We start from the raw sequence: 18,616 nt of genomic DNA on the forward strand, positions 1-18,616 counted from the left end.
TCGGGAGACATGTCGAAAGACCTACGGATGCGTGGTGCGTGCCTACTCCACCCGTGAGTCCACCGGGGTCACGTGGTCGTCCTCCGGGAGGTGGACGTCGTTGATGGTGATGTTCACCTCGACGACCTCCAGTCCGGTGATGCGCTCGACGGCCACGATGACGTTCTCCCGGACGTCCTGCGCCACGTCCGTGATGGCGACGCCGTACTCCACGACGAGTTCCAGGTCGATCGCCGCCTGCCGCTCTCCGACCTCGACCTTCACGCCGCGCCCGACGTTCGGCCGCCCGCCCGGCACCCGCTCCCGCACGACGCCGAGGGTCCGGGAGAGGCCGCCTCCCATGTCGTGCACCCCGGGGATCTCCCGGGCGGCCATGCCCGCGACCTTCACGACGACGACGTCCCCGATCGCCGTCCTGCCGCGCTCGCCGATCGGCAGGTCGGCCGGCCGCTCGGTCCGCGGCTCGGTCTGCGGCTCGGTCTGTCGGTGGTGATCCCCCTGCGCGGGCGAAGGGGCCTGTCCGTTCCGGGTGTTCTGCGGAGCGGGGGCGTTCCTCGTGGCTGCCGTGGCTGCCGTGGCGGTGGTGGTCATGGTGTTCCCTCTCGTCCGTGTCGCTGAGCCGTTCTCACCCGTATCGACACGGGTCGCGCGGAGCTGTGACGCAGAAATCTCGACGAGTTTTCTCGCCGCTCTTCGCAGGCCACCCGGCGAGGCTTCGTCGGCAAGGCGCCCGCTCGGGAGTTCGGGGTGACGTCGGCGGGGCGCCGGCGTTCGCAGCGTGGGGCCGTGCATCCGCGTTCGCGCCTGCCACGAAGTGCTCCGTAACGAGTGCGGCCCATCGGTGTCTCACTGGTGAAGGCGAAGGAGAGGAGCTGCCCCGTGACGGGCGTCGGCACAGGCATCACGCCAGCGGGCATCGGCCACGCCGAGGGTGAGGTCCTGCTCGTGGCCAGAGCCGCGGAGGGGGACGAGGAGGCGTTCGGCGTGCTCGTCGAGCGCCACACAGCCATGCTGCTGGGGCTGGCGACCCGCCTGCTGGGCAACCGTACGGAGGCGGAGGACGCCGTGCAGGAGGCATTCATCAGTGCGTGGCGCAGACTGCCCGAGTTCCACGGCCGATCCGCGTTCGGCACCTGGCTCTACCGTATTGTCACCAATCGCTGTTTCAACGTGCTGCGCGGCAGGCAGGCCGCGGTGTCGCTGGAGGCGGCGGGCGATGTCGCGGCGGCCGAGCACACGGTGTCGCCGGCGAGAATCGCCGAGGGGAGGGACGCGGTACGGGAACTGCGCGATGCCCTGGATCTGCTGTCCGCCGAACAGCGCGCCTGCTGGGTGTTGCGGGAGCTGGACGGCCAGTCCTATGAATTCATCGCGGAAGCGGTCGGCATCAGCCAGGAAGCCGTACGGGCCCGCGTTTTCCGCGCACGACGCTGTCTGACACAAGCACTGGGGGCCTGGCGATGAACGCACACGTCACTCCGCCCACGGACGACACCGGCGACGAGGACGCCCGGCTGCCTTGCGGGCGGCTGATCTCCGAGGTCTGGGACCGATGGGAGAGAGAGGATCACGACGCCCACCTGACGGACTGTGAGCACTGCCGTCACGAGGTGGAGGACCTGGAACGGCTGGAGTCGGCCGTGCACGGGCTGCGGGACGACACGGAGCCGACGGGCGCGGACGTGACCGCTCTGACGCGGCGGGTGATGGACGTCGTACGGCTCGAACTGCGTCCGGGGCGACCGCTCCCGCTCGGTGATCCTCTGGAGAACCTTTCGATCATGGAGGCGGTCGTCGCCCGCACCCTGCGGGAAGCGGCCGAGACCGTTCCCGGCGTCCACGCGGGCTCCTGCCGTCTTGAACTCCGCCCGCACGCCCCGGAGGTCGCGGTCCGGATGGAGGTGCACGCGCCGGCGGACGCCGTGCTGCCCGAGATCGCCGAACGGATCCGGACCGCGGTCCGGTCGGCGGCGACGGGCGAGCTCGGTATGACCGTCTCGCCGGTGGACATCCTCATCAGCGATCTCGTCGGTCCCACACCTGACCAGGAAGGCCGTGAGTCGTGACTCGGTCCCAGCCCCTCACGCGAAGCCGCGCTCGCGGACGACATCGCCCGGACGGCCCGGAACGTGCCGGGCGTCGCCTTCCTGAGACCGGGCCTCTCGGGGCTGCTCCGTGCCGGTCTGCCCGTCGCCTCACGGACGACGGCCGCTTCCTCGTCCTCGGCGGGAGTCCGGGTGCGCGGCGGAGACGGTACCTCGCCCTTGCAGGTGGAGGTCCGTCTCGTCGCCTTGCGGTCCCGGCGCTCCGTGGACGTCGCGCGGGCGGCCCGCACAGCCGTCGAGGCACGCCTCGCCGCGCTGCTTCCGGCGCAGACGGTCGGAGCGGCGCAGGTGAGCGTCACCATCACCGGCCTGGTGTGAGCGGTTCAGAGGAGTGGTGGCGGCACCGTCAGGATCAGGTGCAGCGTCACCGTCCACACGCCGACGGCCGCCGCCGCGAGACGCAGCCTGCGCTTCCGCTCGGGAGAGACGGGGTCGAACCCGCCGCCCACGGGCAGCCCCGTGAGCTCGACAGCGCGCCGGACGGTGGCACGCTGTGCCGGCACGGGGGCGCTGCGGATCTCCGGTGGCGCGGGGTTTCGAGGCTCGTCGGTGCTCTGCGGTCGGGAGCGGTCCCGTAGGACCGCTCGGGTTGCCTGTGCGGGGGGCCTGCTGAGGCCGGTGGCCCCGGCAGACGTCATGCCGGAAGCCATGCCGGAGGCGAGTCCGCCCAGGAAGGCCGCGTAGGCGGCGCGTCGTCTTCCCGTGGGCGAGGTGCGGCCCGCTTCCCAGGACCGCACGGTCGCGGCGGTCACGCCGAAGGCTTCGGCGACCTGGTGCTCGGACAGATGCCACGCCTGGCGCAGGGCTCCCCGTTCCGCGGGTGCAGGTAGCGCCGGCTGGTCGGACCGGTGGCGAGGGCGTGAGGGGTGTGCCTGGACTTGCGTGTGGATCGTCATGCCCGTACGACAGTGAAGGTCCGACTATGTGATGAAGCGGGAAGAGGAATACCTCGAATGCCGCAATCGGAAGCGGCGAGGGTGCATCCGTTCGGGGCCGGACCGGGAAGCAGGTTACGGCGGGTGTTCCTAGCGGGGCGCTGGGTCCTGTCGCGGAAAAGTGGAGGTCAGTACCGTGATCACGGTTGAACGGAGTTTCGTCGTCGGGCTGCCGCTCGACGAGCTCGTCGCGTACATGGAGGACTTCAGCCGTGCCGAGGAGTGGGATCCCGGGACCGTCCGCTGCGTGCGTCTGGACGAGGGGCCGGTACGGCCCGGGGCCCGGTGGCGCAACACCTCGCGCTTCCGTGGCCGTACCACCGACCTCGACTATCAGCTCGTGCGGCGCGAGCCCGCCCGCCTCGTGTTCGTCGGGGAGAACAAGACGGTGACCGCCACGGACGATCTCCGTTTCGCGGCCGAGTCCGCTTCCCTCACCCGGCTGACCTACCGGGCGTCGCTGCGGTTCAAGGGGCTGGCGAGACTCGCCACACCGCTCCTGAGGGCCGAGTTCGAGCGCATGGGCGACGCGGTCGCCGAGCGGCTCCCGACCGCCGCCATCCGTCCCGGGAACGGCGCCGTTCCTGGCGCCTGATCCGGCGCCGTTCCCAAGGTCGTCAGGCGGCGGGGCGGCCTGTGGCGTTCAGTTCGGACAGGCTTGTCCAGGGGCCTCGGGCGCCGGCCTCGGTGAGGGCCCTGAGCCTCAGGTAGCGGCCCGGTTTCGCGGTGAACGTCACTCTCGTGGCGGTCGCGACGTCCGCGAGCGTGCCCGTCGCCACCGGCGGCCCCCAGGCGCTGGTGCTGTCGGAGACGTACAGCTCGTACTGTCCGATGCGGCCGTTGATCCCGCCGTCCTGGCGTGGGAGGAGGGTCACGGAGTCGACGTCGTACCGCGCGCCGAGGTCGATCTGGAGCTCGTGCGGGAGGGTGGGGGTGCCGCTCGACCACTGGCTGTGCCAGATGGTGGAGGTGTTGCCGTCGATGGCGTTGGTGGCGGCGCCGTTCTCGGCGGCGGTCTCCTGGCTGTCGGTGTGGGCCACCGTCCAGGCGGACCGGTCGAGGGGGCCGCTCGTCGAGCCGCCGACCGGTGAGCCTGCGGGGATGCCGACGCCGGTCGCGGTGACCGTGAAGGCGCCGGAGGCGTCGCCCGCCTTGATCCAGAGGGTGCCGGCGCGGTCGGCCGGGTCGTAGAACCATCCGGTGGTGGCAGAGTCGTACGCCGCCTTGGTGGCCAGGGTCGGGAGCGTGGTCGTACCCCTGGTGACGGAAGCGGGCCTGCTCGCGGTGCGGACGGTGAACTCGTAGGCGCGCGAGGCGAGCTTGCCGGTGTAGGTGCCCGTGGAGGCGCCGACGGAGATCGTGACGTCACCGGTGCCGGAGGTGGGGGCCGTGACGTCGACGCGCTGGCGGGCGTAGGCGCCCGACTTGTAGGCGCGGGTCAGGCCGTCGTCCTCGTACAGGGTGAACGACGACGTGCCGCGCGGGTGGATGTCGTACGTGAGCGTGGAGATGGGCTTCTCGCCGCTGTGGTTCATCTGCGGCCACATGGGGACGATCGCGCCCGCCTTGACGAACAGGGGCAGGGTGTCGAGCGGAGCCGCGTATCCGTCGAGCCAGCCGGGGCCGTTGTAGACCTTGCCCGTCCAGTAGTCGGTCCAGCTGCCAGCCGGCAGGTAGATGCCGTCACGCGTGCTGGTGTCGCTGACGACGGGGGCGACGAGGAAGGAGTCACCGGCCATGAACTGGCCGCTGGTCCGGTTGCCGCGCGCCACCGGGTCGTTCGGGTACTCCAGCACCATGGCCCGGGTGGAGGGCACGCCGGTCTCGGTGGCCGTGCGGCTCATGGTGTACAGGTACGGCGTCAGCCGCATCTTGAGCTTGAGGTACTTGCGGTTGATCGACAGGTACGGCTCGGAGAAGCGCCACGGCTGCTTGTCCTGGTATCCGGCCTGGGGGTTGGTGGGGCCCCAGCCGGACATCGTCATGAAGGCAGGGGTGAACGCCTTCCACTGGAGGTCGCGGACGTACGTCTTCGGGCTTCCGCCGAAGATGCCGTCCACGTCACCGGTGGCGTAGTTGAGCGCGGACAGGCCGGCGCCGGTGATGGCGGGGACGTGCCAGCGCATGGCGTCCCACGTGCCGCTGGTGTCGCCGGTCCACACGACGGCGTTGCGCTGGGTGCCGGCCCAGCCGTCGACGGTCCAGACGAAGCGGCGCGCGTCGGAGTTGTTCTCGATGCCGTCCACCGCCTGCTTCACGCCGGCGAAGGCGCTCTTGTAACCGCCGCCGATCCAGGCGACGTCGGTCTTCACCGCGCGGGAGCCGGCCGTGCCGACCTCCCAGTCGATGTTGCCGAGGCCGGTGGAGGTCCACAGGCCGGTCTGGAAGCCCTTGGCCTTGAGCTGGGCGGCGGTGGCGGGCAGGTCGGTGTATCCGCAGCCGTATCCGTCGTTGGGCAGGAACCACCCCGAGGGCATGTCGGCGGCCCGGGCGTCCGTTGCGTAGCCGACGACGTCCGGAGTGGTCCGGTGCCGCGCCCGGTTGTGGTCTCCCTGGTAGTCCGGGTTGGAGGCGTTGAAGCAGTCGGCGTTGCCGAGTTCGAGCCCCCAGATCGGAGCGAGGAAAGGTTTGCCCGTGACGTCGGTGTAGCCGTTCAGCACCTGCTTGAGGGAGTCGCCCGCGAAGTACCAGGCGTCGAAGCGGTTCTCGTTGTGGCGCAGGGACGTGGGCGCGCCGAAGGCGTACGAGCCCGGGGCCCAGGTGTTGCGCATGACGCCGTAGCCGTTGGTGGACATGTAGAAGGGCGCGGGGCTGGCGTTGGTGTTCTCGGTCCACTGGTTGCTGACCGCGACGGGCACGGTCTTGTCGCGCAGTGCCCACTCGCCGAGCCGGAGGCCGGTGCCGTAGAACTGCTCGTCCGCTCCGCGCGTCAGGTACTGGGTCGTCTGTGAGCCGTTCCAGCTGGTCGGCTGGGACTCGGCCCAGATCAGGGTGGTGTTGTCGGCCTTGTACAGCGCGAACGTGAGGGGCGACTTGTTGATGCGCAGGCTGAGGGACGGGGTCTTCACGCGGTAGTACGAGCCGGCGTCGGTGAGCGTGGAGCCGACGGCCCCGAAGGACGTCTGGACGGCGAGGTCCGCTCCCGCCGGGTCGTTGGTGAACGTGCCGTCCGGCGAGAGCCAGATGCGGAGGATGTCCGCGCGTGCGATCACGACGCGGGCGGCGGCGCCGCTGGAGGAGGTGACGGTGAAGGTGTCCCCCGCCTGTGTCACGCCGGTGACGTTGCCCGCCGTCGCCGCGTGCGCGGCGGGGGTGAGAGCGAGGACGGACAGGAGGGCGGCCACGAGGACGACGGCCAGGGCCAGGGCGGAGCGTCTGATGCCCCGGTTGCCGGGGCGGGGAAGCACGGAGAGGACAGCGGAACGCATGAGAGGTCACCTCACGAGGTCTGTGATCCCGGATGGTCCGGGCCGGCCAGTTCGGTGGTGCGGGCGCCACTGCGGCGGCACCCATGGCAGCAGCCCCTCTCACTGACGTCAAGTGCGTGAAACATCGCAGTTTCGAGCATCTTTGCGCACCGATAGACCTGGTGACGCCCTCTCCCAACGGGCCGCGAAACGGTCTGGACCGGAGAAGCCGCAGGTGAACGGCAGGGTGGTCGCGCATCCCCCTGACAACGGATACGCACACTCTTGACAGCGACTGCTCAACGCCCAATCATTCGGGGCGGATTAAGTAAAGCCGCCTAAGAAAAGCTGTCCCCCCGGGCAGCCCGCGGCGAAGGGGGTGTCTTGAAATGGGTCGCTCCGCCCACACGGTGAAGCGCTCGAACCGTCCCACCACCACGACCCTGCACGCGTCGCCGCGTCCGCGGTCCATCGCACGTCCCAAAGCCCGCACGAGGGACAGCCGGGTCCACAACCGCTCGCTGGTCCTGTCGGTCCTCTACCACGAGGGGGCCAAAAGCCGCGCCGACCTCGCCCGTTCGACGGGGCTGACCGCCCCGACGATCTCGGCACTGGTCGCCGACCTGGAAGCGGACGGCCTCGTGGCGGACACGGGTCCCGCCCCCGACACCGGGCGGCGGGGCAAACCGTCCACGCTCGTCGAGATCCAGGACGACGGCGCCCATCTCCTGATCCTCGACCTCTCCCGGGCCGGCCACTTCTACGGCGCGCTCACCAACCTGCGCGGCGAGGTGGTCACCCGGGCCCGGGTCCCGCTCGACGGGGCCCTGGGAACGGCCGCGCAGGACCTGGTCCTCCAGCTCACCGGCGAGCTGCTGCGGCAGGCGGAGCGCCGGGTCCTGGGCATCGGCGTCGCGTCCCCCGGCATCATCGACGACCGGGGCGTCATCCGTCTGGCGTCCCATCTGCGGTGGAACGACTGGGCACTTGCCGACCTGCTCACCGAACGGTTCGGCATCGCCGCGCACGTGGGGAACGACGTCAAACTGGCGGCCCTGGCCGTGCTCCACTTCGGCAAGACCGAGGCACGGAACCTCATGGTCGTCACCACGGAGCACGGAGTCGGCGCGGGTCTCATCGTCGGCGGCCGGCTCGTCGAGGGCGACCAGTTCGCGGCCGGCGAGATCGGGCACATCACCGTCGACGAGGACGGTGAGCCGTGTGTCTGCGGGCGGCGCGGCTGCCTCGACCGCTTCCTGGACGCCGGTCACCTGCGCCGGCGCCTGGACAGGTCGCCCGCCGAGCGGCGCGACGCCCTCCTCGCGGAAGCCGGGCGGGCGCTGGGCATCGTCGTCGCGCCCATCGTCAGTGCCCTCAACCTCAACGAAGTGGTCCTCACCGGACCCGCCGAACTGCTCGACGGGCCGTTGATCACGACCGCGCTGGAGACGGCACGGGCTCGCACCCTGCCGCCGATCGGCGCGTCTCTCAGCATCCGGCACCTGGTGGGGGACGCCGAGCTCAACACGCTCGGCGCCGCCTGTCTCGTACTCGCGGCGGAGCTGGGAGTCTTCTGAGCCCTTCGGGGCGGGGCGTGCCCGGCCGGGTCCGCCGCACGCGGCACGGCTGTCACCCGAGCCGCGGCGGGCCCATGCCGGTCCGCCGGTCTCTCACCATCGCGCGGCCGGCCCACCGGCCGCGAAGAACCCAAGGACATCGCAGATGAAACCCTTCAGAAACGGTGCGGCCCTCGTTGCCGCACTGGCGGCGACCGTCACGCTCGGCGCCTGTTCCAGCTCCGGCACCGGCGGTTCCGGGACCTCCTCCCCGCAGGCCGTACCGACGACCAAGGGTGACGGAAAGTCCATCACCGTGTGGGTGATGGACGGCGACTACTCCGCCAAGACGCTCGACGCCATCACGGCCAAATTCACCCAGCGGACCGGAGCGAAGGTCGACGTCCAGATCCAGAGCTGGGACGGCATCGCCACGAAGATCACGACCGCGCTCGCCACCTCGTCCCCGCCGGACGTCCTCGACCTCGGCAACACACAGGTCGCAAGCTTCGCCACCAACGGCGGCCTGAAGGACCTGACCGCCTTCGCGGACGACCTGCGGCAGGGGCAGACGTGGCTGCCCGGCCTCGTCGAACCCGCCACCGTCGACGGGAAGCTGTACGCCGTCCCCGGGTTCGCCGGCGCCCGCGCGGTCATCTACAACAAGGACATGTGGCGGAAGGCCGGCGTCACCAAGGCCCCCACGACCTTCAAGGCGCTCACCGAAGCCCTCACCAAGGTCAAGGCCGCCCATCCGGCCCGCGACTTCTCCGCGCTCTACTTCCCCGGCCAGAACTGGCCGGCCGGGATGCAGTTCGTATGGGACGCCGGCGGCGACATAGCCGCCCAGGAGGGCCAGAATTGGGCCGGCGGCCTGTCCTCGCCCGCCGGGCAGAAGGGCCTGGCCGCGTTCAAGGACTTCCAGAACACGTTCTCGGCGCCCGCCTCCCGTACCGTCGACGCCCTCACCCCGGACCAGGTGCAGGTCTTCGCGGACGGCAAGGCGTCCGCCATCATCGCCACGTCCGGGTTCATCGGCCGGATCAAGGAGGCCAACCCCCAGCTGACGGACGCCTCCCTCGGCACGTTCCCGCTGCCCGGCGGCTCGGGCCATGCGCAGCCGGTGATGCTCGGCGGCTCCGACTGGGGCGTGCCCGCCCGCAGCGCCCACGCCGACCTCGCCCTCCAGTGGATCAAGATCGCGGCGAGTCCCGACATCCAGACCCAGTGGATCGTCGGTCACGAGGGCTTCATCCCCAACAGCTCCGAGGGGATCGAGGCGGCGCGATCCACCATCGGTGAGCTGAAGCGCGGCTTCTTCGACGCCGCCCTGCGGTCCAAGGCGACGCCGGCCAGCGCCCATTGGGCGAAGGTCGAAGGCACCAAGGACATCGACAAGCTCTTCTCCGCGGTCGCTTCCGGCAGCAAGAGCACCTCGGACGCCGCGAGCGCCTTCGACGCCGCGCTCGACACGACGCTCAACGCCGCGCGCTAGCCGCCGCGCAGGCCGAGCCTTCCCCTGGTGCACACGTACCCGTACAGGCACGAGCACCAGCGCAACGGGTGCCCCGCCCCGCTCGGGGCACCCCCGCGCTCACGTCCCGAAGCCGACAAGAGAAGCCCATGACGACGAGTCCCTCAGCACCGACGCCCCGCGTGCCTCACGCCAGGCCGTCCCCCGCACGCTCCGGCTCCCGCTCCCCCTCCCACTCCCGCCACCTCACCCGCGCCGCCTGGCTCCTGCTGTCCCCCGCCGGTCTGGTGATGCTCACGGTCACGGTCGCGCCCATCGTCTTCCTGGTCTTCACCTCGTTCACCGACTACGACCAGCGGTCGCTGTTCACCGGGGCGTACGACTCCGTCGGCGGCCGGCAGTACACGGCCCTCCTGTCCGACGGACGGTTCTGGGACGCCCTGGTGCGCAGCGCCCTGTTCACCACGGCCATGGTGGCGGGCAGCATCGTCGCGGGTGTGGCGGTGGCCCAGATGATGACCAAGCTGGCAGCCGGGCTGCGCACGCTGGTGACGGTGGTGCTGATCCTCGCGTGGGCGATGCCCACGGTCGCCTCGTCCCTCGTGTGGAAGTGGCTCTTCCAGCCCGGGTACGGCGTCGTCAACTGGATGCTGACCCAGACGCGTCTGTTCGGCGACATGACCGACACGGACTGGGCCAACAGCCCCTTCCTCGCCTCCCTGTCGATCTGGCTGCTCGTCGTGTGGCAGGCGGTGCCGTTCATCGCCCTCACCCTGTACGCGGCGCTGACGCAGCTTCCGGCCGAACTCCAGGAAGCGGCCCGGCTCGACGGCGCGGGGGAATGGCGCCTGTGGTGGTCGGTCACCCTGCCCTTCCTCCGTCCCACCCTCATGCTCGTCACCCTCATGTCGGTCATCTGGGACTTCAACGTCTTCAACCAGATCTGGCTGGTGTCGGCGGGTGGTCCCGACTCCGCGACGACGACCCTCGGGATCTTCGCGTACACCACCGCGTTCGTCGGCTTCGAGGTGGGGCAGGGCGCCGCGCTCTCCGTGGTGACGACCCTGATCCTCGTCACCGTCACCGCCTTCTACATCCGTGGCCTGCTGCGTTCCGGGGAGGACCTGTGAGCACCCGTGTACGCGTCCGCCGTCGGGACCGGGCGAGCGGACCGCGCGGCGGGCCGCTGGTGAACACGCTGGCGGTGCTCTTCTGCCTGGTGTGGATCTTCCCGGTGTACTGGATGGTCAACACGGCGTTCAAGCCTCGGTCCGAGGCGATGACGACGACGCCACGGTTCGTCCCCACGTCGCCGACCCTGGCGAACTTCGACACCGCCGTCAACGGGACGACGTTCCTCACGAACCTGTGGAACAGCCTGATCGTCGTCGGCGGCACCGTCGTCCTGGCGGTGCTCCTGGGGATGTTCGCGGCGGCGGCGCTGTCGCGGTTCAGGTTCCGGGGCAGGCGCACGATCATGGTGACGATCCTGGTCATCCAGATGCTGCCGGCCACGGCCCTGCTCATCCCGACCTTCCTCGTCTTCAACCGCATGGGACTGCTCGGTACGTACGCCGGTCTGATCCTCGCGTACGTCGCCACGGTCCTGCCGTTCTCCATCTGGGTCATGCGGGGTTTCTTCATCGCGATCCCGCCGGAGGTCGAGGAGGCCGCCCGGATCGACGGCGCCTCCACCTGGCAGGTCCTCTACAAGATCCTGTTCCCCCTGGTGGCGCCGGGCGTGGTCGCGTCCAGCGTCTTCGCGTTCATCGCGGCGTGGAACGACTACCTCGTCGCGTACACCTTCATGAAGGACCAGAGCCAGTACACCCTGCCGGTGTGGCTGGAGTCCTTCACCAACCCGACGACGGGCACCGACTTCAGCGGGCAGATGGCCGGCTCGGTCCTCTTCTCCCTGCCGGTCGTCGTCTTCTTCCTGCTCATCCAGCGCAAGCTCGTCTCCGGCGTCTCCGCCGGCGCAGTGAAAGGCTGACGCCCCATGCTCCTGCCCCGCCCCGCGTCGTTCCGCGCGGACGAAGGCGAGTTCACGCTCACGGACGCGACGACGATCGTCGCCCCCGCCGAGCTCACATCCGTCGCACACTGGCTCCAGGCGGCCCTGCGGCCCGCCACCGGTCTCCGCCTCCCGGTGTCCCCGTCCGGAGCCGGACCGCACCGCATCGTCCTCGCCCTGGACGGGGAGTCGGCGCCCGAAGGCTTCCGCCTCGCCAGCGGCCCCCGGGGAGTCCTCGTCACCGGCGGGGACGCGGCGGGGGTGTTCTACGGCTGCCAGGCTCTGCTCCAGCTCCTCCCGCCGGCCGTGTACCGGCGCTCCCCGCTGCCGGGCGAGTGGCGGATGCCGGCCGTCACCGTCGAGGACGCCCCTCGGTTCCGGTGGCGCGGGGTGATGCTCGACGTGGCACGCCACTTCATGCCCAAGCACCAACTCCTGCGCTTCATCGACCTCCTGGCGCTGCACCGGTTCAACCTGCTGCATCTGCACCTCACCGACGACCAGGGCTGGCGGGTGGAGATCCGCCGCCATCCCCGGCTCACCCAGGTCGGCTGCTGGCGTCGCGAGTCCCAGCTGGGAGCGCGCGACGGGGCGCCGGGCGACGGGAGGCCGCACGGCGGTTACTACACCCGGTCCGACATCCGGGAGATCGTCGCCTACGCGACGGAGCGGCACATCACCGTCGTGCCCGAGATCGACGTCCCCGGGCACTCCCAGGCGGCCATCGCCTCGTACCCGGAGCTCGGTGTGTCGGGCGAACCGCTCCAGGTGCGCACCGAGTGGGGCATCAGCCCGCATCTGCTGAACACCGAGGACTCCACGGTGGCGTTCTTCCGTGAGGTACTGGACGAGATCGTCGACCTCTTCCCCTCGCCGTACGTCGGCATCGGCGGCGACGAGTGCCCGAAGGACCAGTGGCGCGAGGATCCGCGTACGCAGGAACTCATGCGCCTTCGGGGTCTGAGGGACGAGAGCGAGCTCCAGGCGTGGTTCCTGAAGAACCTCGCCGAGCACCTGGCCACGCATGGCCGGCGCGTCTTCGCCTGGGACGACGTACTGGAGGGCAGCCTGCTCGACAGCACGGTCGTCGCCTCGTGGCGGGGCATGACCGGGGCGCGTACCGCCGCCTCGCGGGGCTTCGACGTCGTGTCCTGCCCGGACGACCAGGTCTACCTCGACTACCGGCAGTCGGAACTGCCGGACGAGCCCATCCCCTTCGCCGTCCCCCTCACGCTGCGCGACGCGTACGGCTTCGACCCGGTACCGGGCGGGCTCGGCCCCCAGGAGGCGGCACGGGTGCTCGGCGGCCAGGCGAACGTGTGGACCGAGCACATGGACTCGCCGCGCACCGTCGACTACTACGCCTTCCCCCGGCTCTGCGCGATAGCCGAGGCGCTCTGGTGCACCGGCGAGCGCGACTTCGAGGAGTTCCGCGACCGGCTCCGGCCCCATCTGCTCCGGCTGGACGCGATCGGCGTGGAGTACCGCCGCGAGGGCGGCCCGCTGCCCTGGCAGACGCGCCCCGGGGTCGAGGGGAAGACCTCGACCCGCGACGAGTGGGCGGCCTTCATCGAAGGTCTGGTGGCCCACATCAAGACCTGAGCGTGCCCGGTAGGACGAGCACGCTCAGCGCAGTACCCGTCCCGTAGCCACACTGGAGGAAACTGTGCAACGAAGAATAACCCCGGTCGCGCGGACCGGACTCGCCGCCTGCACGGCTCTCGCCCTGGCGGCCGGCGTCACCGCCGCGCTCACGCCCGCGGCGGCCGCCGCGGCCGGCCCCGGAGCGATCACCATCGGCGGAAAGTGCCTCGACGACGCCGACTTCGACACGAACAACGGCGCCGTCGTCCAGCTCTACAGCTGCAACGGCAGCGCGGCCCAGAGCTGGACCTGGCAGGACGACGGCCGCGTCACGATCACCGTCAACGCGCAGACCAAGTGCCTGGACGTCACCGGCGGTTCCAACGCCACCGGCGCACTCGTCCAGCTCTACGACTGCTCCAGCTCCGACCGGCAGAGGTTCAGGTACCTGCCGGACGGCACCATCTACAGCGCCAAGTCCGGCAAGTGCCTGGCCGTCCAGGGCGGCGTCGTCAACAACGCGCGCGTGGGCCTCGCGTCCTGCGATCCGGTCCAGACGGCGCAGAAGTGGCAGGCGTCCACCGCGCCGCAGCCGAAGTACCTGCTGTCCGCCGGCGCCGACGTCCCCTTCCACAACGGCAGCGACACGCCCCGTTCGGTGTACATCGACGCGAACGGGAAGTTCTACAGCCAGGACGCCCTCGCCCTGTACGAGAGCAACGCGCCGCGCCGCTGGGACTTCTACTCCGGCACGGACTTCGACACCGTCACCAAGGACCCGATCAGTACGGCGGTCAACCCGGCCGACCCGGCCGACCGGAACGACGACACCACCAAGCGCTGCGACAACAGCCCGACCGGCCTCAAGTCGACGTACGTGTCGGGAAGCCACTACACGCAGCGCAACTACTGCGACCTCCTCGGCGTCTGGGTCGACCCCGACACCGGCTGGTGGTACGGCCTGGTGCACAACGAGTTCACGCCCCAGCCCTTCGGCGACGGCCTGCACTACGACTCCATCGACTACACGGTCTCCAAGGACAAGGGAAAGACCTGGAACATCGCGGGTGAGGCCATCACCTCCCCGTTCAGCACGAAGCGCGGCGACACCGCCGCGTTCCCGCACGACACGTACTACTACGGGGACGGCGACCCGCGGCTCTTCGTCGACCACCCCTCCGGCTACTTCTACGTCTTCTACGCGAGCCGCGCGCTGAACAAGACGGGCAAGGCGATCTGGCTCCAGCACGTGGCCCGGGCCCCCATCTCGCAGAAGATGGCGCCTTCCTCGTGGAGGAAGTGGTACGACGGCGCCTGGTCGACCCCCGGGACCGGCGGGGCGGAGAGCAACATCATCCCGTCCGAGGGCATCGGCAGCGGCTACACCGCCCCGGCCGAGGACTACTCCCCCATGACCAAGGGGACGGTGCAGACCCAGGTCGCCAACGGCACCATGCCGGACCACTCGCAGCTGGCCGTCATGAACATCACGTGGAACGCGTACCTGGGCAAGTACATCGGCACCCCGCAGAACAACATCGCCCAGGCCACGGGCACCCGCACCCCGCTGAAGTTCTACGCCACCGACGACCTCGCCACCCAGAAGTGGACCGACATCGGCTGGGTCCCCGAGGTGCCGAACGCGGCCTGGTACCGCTGGATGCTGGACCCGGTCAGCAAGACCAGCACCACGATCGTCGGCAAGACCTTCCGCTCGTACTGCCTGATCGACTGCCCCAGCACGGGGGCCGAGATCACCATCACCCCGCGCTCCTCGGCCGACCTGCCCACCCCGCCGGTCACCGCGAGCCGCACCTACCGGATCGGCGCGGCGAACGGGCGCCACCTCGCCCAGAACGGCTCCGCCCTCGGCACCTCCCCCTCGGGAACGGCCCCCGCCCAGCAGTGGAGGTTCAAGCCCACCGGCGACGGCTTCTACAGCATCACCAACGCCTCCTCCGGCCAGGCCCTCGGAGTGGGCGGCGGCGACGCGGGACGCGCGTGGGGCGCCGGCGTCATCCTCGGCACGCTCGGAGCCGCCCCGGCCGTCGGCCAGCAGTGGGCGATCCAGGAGATCACCCAGGCGCCGGCCACGAGCGGCCCCTCTGTCGCCACCGGCTCCTTCCGCCTGGTCAACCGCTACAGCGGTCTCGCCCTCAGCCTCACCGACCAGGGGACCCAGTCCGTCCTCACCTCCCCGCAGCGCGGCTGGGACAACGGCGGGACGGCCGGGGACACCCGCCCGGTCGCCGCGCAGAGCCTCAAGCTGACGCCCGTGGACGGCGGCTCGGTCGGCACGGTGACGGTGACGAACCCGGGTGACAGGACCGGCGCGGCGGGCAGCGCCATCGCCCCGATCCAGGTCCAGGCGGCCAGCTCGTCCGGCGCGGCCCTGACGTACGCGGCCTCCGGGCTGCCCGCCGGGGTGTCGGTCAACGCCACCACGGGGCAGATCAGCGGCACCCCGGTCAGCGTCGGATCCCGGAGCGTCACCCTCACGGTCACCGACACCACCGGAGCCTCGGGCTTCGCCACCTTCCAGTGGACCGTCACCGGAACGGACCTCGCGCGAGGCCGCCCGACCACGGCGTCCTCGACGGAAGCCGCCGGCCTCGGCGCCGAACGCGCCACCGACGGCAGTGCCTCCACCCGCTGGGCCAGTACGTACTCCGACCCGCAGTGGATCCGGGTCGACCTCGGCAGCAAGCGCTCCTTCAAGCAGGTCAAGCTCGCCTGGGAAGCCGCGTACGGCAAGGCGTACCAGATCCAGACCTCGGACGACGGCACGACCTGGACGACCGTCCACGCCACGACCGCCGGCGTCGGCGGCACCGAGGACCTGATCAACCTCAACGGCTCCGGACGCTATCTGCGCGTGTACGGAACCGAGCGGGGCAGCGCGTTCGGTTACTCGCTCTGGTCGATCGAGGTCTACGACTTCTAGCCGGGACCCGGCATCCAGCGGCCCGGGCATCTCCGGACGCCCGGGCCGTTGTCCCCTCGCTGCCCTTCCCCACCGCTCTTCCGCACCGTTCCTCCGGCCGGGCCGGAGGACCCAGATAGCCCACAGGAGACGGAACATGGAACGGAACACGGAACGGAACATGCACCTGAGCCGCCGTTCGCTGCTCGCCGGTGCCGCGGCCCTCGCGGTCTCGGCCGGCCCCCTCGCCACCCTGGCCCGCGCCGCCGCTCGTACGCCGAAAGTGCTCGTCATCGGACTCGACGGCACGCTGCTCAAGCGGGTCAGGGACGCCGACGCCCCGCACCTCAAGTCTCTGATGGCGCAGGGCCTCACCGCCACCAGCTCCCTCTACGCGCAGCCCATGGCGCCCACAATGTCCGGCCCTGGCTGGTCGACCGCCCTCACCGGGGTCTGGCCGGACAAGCACAACGTCAGGGACAACTCGTTCGGTGGGCACAGGCTGGCCCAGTACCCGGACTTCCTCACGCGTATCGAGACGGCCAGGCCCTCGCTGTCCACGTACGCGGTCGCCTCCTGGAACTCGATCACCGACACGATCCTCTCCGCCAAGGTCGACACCCGGATCTCGACGCCCGGTGCCGAGTACGACGCCGGTACGACCTCCCGGGCCGTCGCCCAGCTGCGTCACGCCAACCCGGACGCCGTCTTCGTCCACCTGGACGACGTCGACCACGCCGGCCACAACCACGGCGCGGCGAGCCAGGCGTACCTGGACGCCATCCATGGTGTGGACGGCAGGGTGGGCGAGATCGTGGCGGCCGTGAAGTCCCGGGCCTCGTACGCCTCCGAGGACTGGCTGATCATGGTGACCACGGACCACGGTCACACCGACGGAGGCGGTCACGGCGGATCGAGCTGGCCCGAGCGGCAGACGTTCGTCATCGCCACCGGAGGCACCACGGCACCGGGTTCGGTCCGGTACGACGTGAAGCTGCCCGATGTCGCCGCCTCTGCCCTCGCGCACCTGGGGATCCCGATCGACCCCGCCTGGGCACTCGACGGCCGCCCTCTCTCCCAGCCCTCCCCGGACGACTTCGACGCCCTGCGCGCGCAGCTCCAGGGGCCGGTCGACGAGACGCACATCGGCGCGGGCGTCGTCGGCTTCACGCACGCCCCGCCCGCGGGCTGGTCCGTCGACAACTCCCGGATGGGTACGGGCGGGGTCACCGAGTGGCGCGGCTGGACGTTCACCACCGACGAGTTCTGGACCAAGGCGGCCCCCGACCAGTCACGCGAGTCCAACGTCCGCGCGCGCGACGTCTTCGCGGTAGCGGACGGCGACGAGTGGTACGACGCCCCCCGCACCGGCACCTTCGACTCCACCCTGATCAGCCCCGCCTGGCCGGTCACCGCCGGCCGAACCGCCACCCTCACCTACGTCACCCACTACCTCCAGGAAAGCCCCCAGAAGGGCGAGGTGCTGGTCAGCTACAACGGCGGAACCCCGATCAGCGTGAAGACCTACACGAGCGACGCCCTCTCCCGCACCGAGCAACTCCAGCTGAACGTACCGACCGGCGCCACCAACGTCCGCGTGAGATTCCGCTACACCGGCGAGAACAACTGGTACTGGGTCATCGACCAGGTCCGCGTCACGACGAACTAGGCGCTGGAAGGCGCGGGTTGGGAGCGGTGGTCACGGGTGGTGGTGGGCGTGGGCGGCGGTGTGCAGGGCCGTGACGACGGCGGTGGTTGTCGGGTTCGGGGTTTCGGTGCAGCGGGTCGCGGCGAACAGGAGGCGGGTGATCGGGCGGTCCTCGATGGGGGTCGTGCGGATTCCGGATGCCGTCGGGTCGATGGCCGTTCGGGGGACGAGCGCGGTGGCGAGGCCGGATCGTGCGAGGGTGAGCTGGGCGGCGATGTCGGCGGTGACGTAGCGGGGCGTGGGGGTGAAGCCGGCCTGGTGGCAGGCGTGCAGGACGGCTTGGCCACAGTCCGTGGTGGGCGGTGGCAGGACGAGGTCGCGCGTGGCCAGTTCGCGGAGGGGGACGGGGTGTTCGTCGGCTCGGTCTGCTGCCGTGACGATGAGCAGGGGGTCGTCGAGGAGGGATGTGACCTCGATGCCCTGGGGTGTGGCGTCGGGGAGGTGGTGGTACCGCTGTCCTACCACCACGTCGACGGTGCCGAGGGTGAGTTCTCGCAGTTGGGCCTGGTCGGTGATCAGGCAGGTGAGGGTGAGCCCTGGATGGCGGGTGCGCAGGGCGTCCAGGGCGGGGGCGAGGATCCGGGAGGCCGTCGACGGCAGCCCTGCGAGGGTGGCGGTCGCGCCGACCGTTCCCTTGACGGCCGCGACGGCGTTCTCCGCCTCCCGTACGGCGGCGAGGATCCGGTCGGTGTGGTCGAGGAGGGTCCGTCCCGCCTCCGTCAGCGCCACGGTGCGCCCGTCGGGGCGCAGCAGTTCGACGCCGACGTCCCGCCGCAGCGCGGAGAGCTGTTGGGACACGGCCCCGGCGGACAGTTCCAGCGATCGCGCGGCCGCGGTGATGGAGCCTCGGGCGGCGACGGTCCTGAGCATGTGCAGACGGCGGAGATCGAGCATGAAGCGTGAGGTTACC

General features: G+C 70.6%; 15 protein-coding genes and 1 pseudogene. 11 read left to right on the forward strand and 5 right to left on the reverse strand.

Annotation, left to right across the window (positions count from 1 at the left end):
- Positions 1 to 42: 42 nt before the first annotated feature.
- Entirely contained in the window at positions 43 to 591 is a 549-nt protein-coding gene (locus ACFXMG_RS01910) for an Asp23/Gls24 family envelope stress response protein (RefSeq protein ID WP_383813803.1), read from the reverse strand.
- A gap of 288 nt (positions 592 to 879) precedes the next feature.
- Here ACFXMG_RS01910 and ACFXMG_RS01915 point away from each other — a divergent pair, with 288 nt between their 5' ends.
- The 3 genes from ACFXMG_RS01915 to ACFXMG_RS01925 all read left to right on the forward strand — a co-directional run bounded on the left by ACFXMG_RS01915 (position 880) and on the right by ACFXMG_RS01925 (position 2,423).
- Entirely contained in the window at positions 880 to 1,464 is a 585-nt protein-coding gene (locus ACFXMG_RS01915; RefSeq protein ID WP_383813805.1) for an RNA polymerase sigma factor, read from the forward strand.
- Positions 1,461 to 2,066: an Asp23/Gls24 family envelope stress response protein gene (locus tag ACFXMG_RS01920; RefSeq protein WP_383813807.1), complete on the forward strand. Its 606-nt coding sequence runs from the start codon at positions 1,461 to 1,463 to the stop codon at positions 2,064 to 2,066. Before ACFXMG_RS01915 ends, ACFXMG_RS01920 begins: the two co-directional genes overlap by 4 nt.
- Positions 2,067 to 2,264: 198 nt before the next feature.
- A complete protein-coding gene (locus tag ACFXMG_RS01925; RefSeq protein WP_384899854.1) occupies positions 2,265 to 2,423 on the forward strand; it encodes a hypothetical protein in 159 nt (52 codons plus the stop codon).
- Between the two features lie 5 nt (positions 2,424 to 2,428).
- Here the strand turns inward: ACFXMG_RS01925 and ACFXMG_RS01930 are convergent, their stop codons facing one another.
- Positions 2,429 to 2,608: a hypothetical protein gene (locus tag ACFXMG_RS01930; RefSeq protein ID WP_383813975.1), complete on the reverse strand. Its 180-nt coding sequence runs from the start codon at positions 2,606 to 2,608 to the stop codon at positions 2,429 to 2,431.
- 174 nt (positions 2,609 to 2,782) lie between these two features.
- Positions 2,783 to 3,001, reverse strand: a pseudogene (locus ACFXMG_RS01935) (helix-turn-helix domain-containing protein); the annotation flags it as partial.
- Between the two features lie 175 nt (positions 3,002 to 3,176).
- Between ACFXMG_RS01935 and ACFXMG_RS01940 the strand changes: the two are divergent.
- Entirely contained in the window at positions 3,177 to 3,635 is a 459-nt protein-coding gene (locus tag ACFXMG_RS01940) for an SRPBCC family protein (protein WP_383813810.1), read from the forward strand.
- Between the two features lie 22 nt (positions 3,636 to 3,657).
- Here ACFXMG_RS01940 and ACFXMG_RS01945 read toward each other — a convergent pair whose 3' ends face one another.
- Positions 3,658 to 6,468, reverse strand: a complete 2,811-nt coding sequence (locus ACFXMG_RS01945; protein WP_383813812.1) for a TIM-barrel domain-containing protein — start codon at positions 6,466 to 6,468, stop codon at positions 3,658 to 3,660.
- 368 nt (positions 6,469 to 6,836) lie between these two features.
- Here ACFXMG_RS01945 and ACFXMG_RS01950 point away from each other — a divergent pair, with 368 nt between their 5' ends.
- From ACFXMG_RS01950 to ACFXMG_RS01980, 7 genes are all read left to right on the forward strand, one after another.
- Complete coding sequence (locus ACFXMG_RS01950) at positions 6,837 to 8,024, forward strand: ROK family transcriptional regulator (protein WP_383813813.1); 1,188 nt, start codon at positions 6,837 to 6,839, stop codon at positions 8,022 to 8,024.
- A gap of 145 nt (positions 8,025 to 8,169) precedes the next feature.
- Positions 8,170 to 9,498, forward strand: a complete 1,329-nt coding sequence (locus tag ACFXMG_RS01955; RefSeq protein ID WP_383813815.1) for an extracellular solute-binding protein — start codon at positions 8,170 to 8,172, stop codon at positions 9,496 to 9,498.
- A gap of 128 nt (positions 9,499 to 9,626) precedes the next feature.
- Positions 9,627 to 10,607 (forward strand): carbohydrate ABC transporter permease, encoded by a 981-nt coding sequence (locus tag ACFXMG_RS01960; RefSeq protein WP_383813817.1) that lies wholly within the window; start codon positions 9,627 to 9,629, stop codon positions 10,605 to 10,607.
- Positions 10,604 to 11,470, forward strand: coding sequence for a carbohydrate ABC transporter permease (locus ACFXMG_RS01965; protein WP_383813819.1), 867 nt, complete (start codon positions 10,604 to 10,606; stop codon positions 11,468 to 11,470). Before ACFXMG_RS01960 ends, ACFXMG_RS01965 begins: the two co-directional genes overlap by 4 nt.
- Before the next feature lie 6 nt (positions 11,471 to 11,476).
- Positions 11,477 to 13,093: a beta-N-acetylhexosaminidase gene (locus ACFXMG_RS01970; RefSeq protein ID WP_383813821.1), complete on the forward strand. Its 1,617-nt coding sequence runs from the start codon at positions 11,477 to 11,479 to the stop codon at positions 13,091 to 13,093.
- 64 nt (positions 13,094 to 13,157) lie between these two features.
- Complete coding sequence (locus ACFXMG_RS01975; RefSeq protein ID WP_383813822.1) at positions 13,158 to 16,019, forward strand: ricin-type beta-trefoil lectin domain protein; 2,862 nt, start codon at positions 13,158 to 13,160, stop codon at positions 16,017 to 16,019.
- Positions 16,020 to 16,155: 136 nt separating this feature from the next.
- A complete protein-coding gene (locus ACFXMG_RS01980) occupies positions 16,156 to 17,667 on the forward strand; it encodes an alkaline phosphatase family protein (protein WP_383813824.1) in 1,512 nt (503 codons plus the stop codon).
- 30 nt (positions 17,668 to 17,697) lie between these two features.
- Here the strand turns inward: ACFXMG_RS01980 and ACFXMG_RS01985 are convergent, their stop codons facing one another.
- On the reverse strand, positions 17,698 to 18,600 hold the full coding sequence (locus tag ACFXMG_RS01985) for a LysR family transcriptional regulator (protein WP_383813825.1): 903 nt from the start codon (positions 18,598 to 18,600) through the stop codon (positions 17,698 to 17,700).
- Positions 18,601 to 18,616 lie beyond the last annotated feature (16 nt).

The organism is Streptomyces sp. NPDC059201 (assembly GCF_042754585.1).
Taxonomy (GTDB): domain Bacteria; phylum Actinomycetota; class Actinomycetes; order Streptomycetales; family Streptomycetaceae; genus Streptomyces.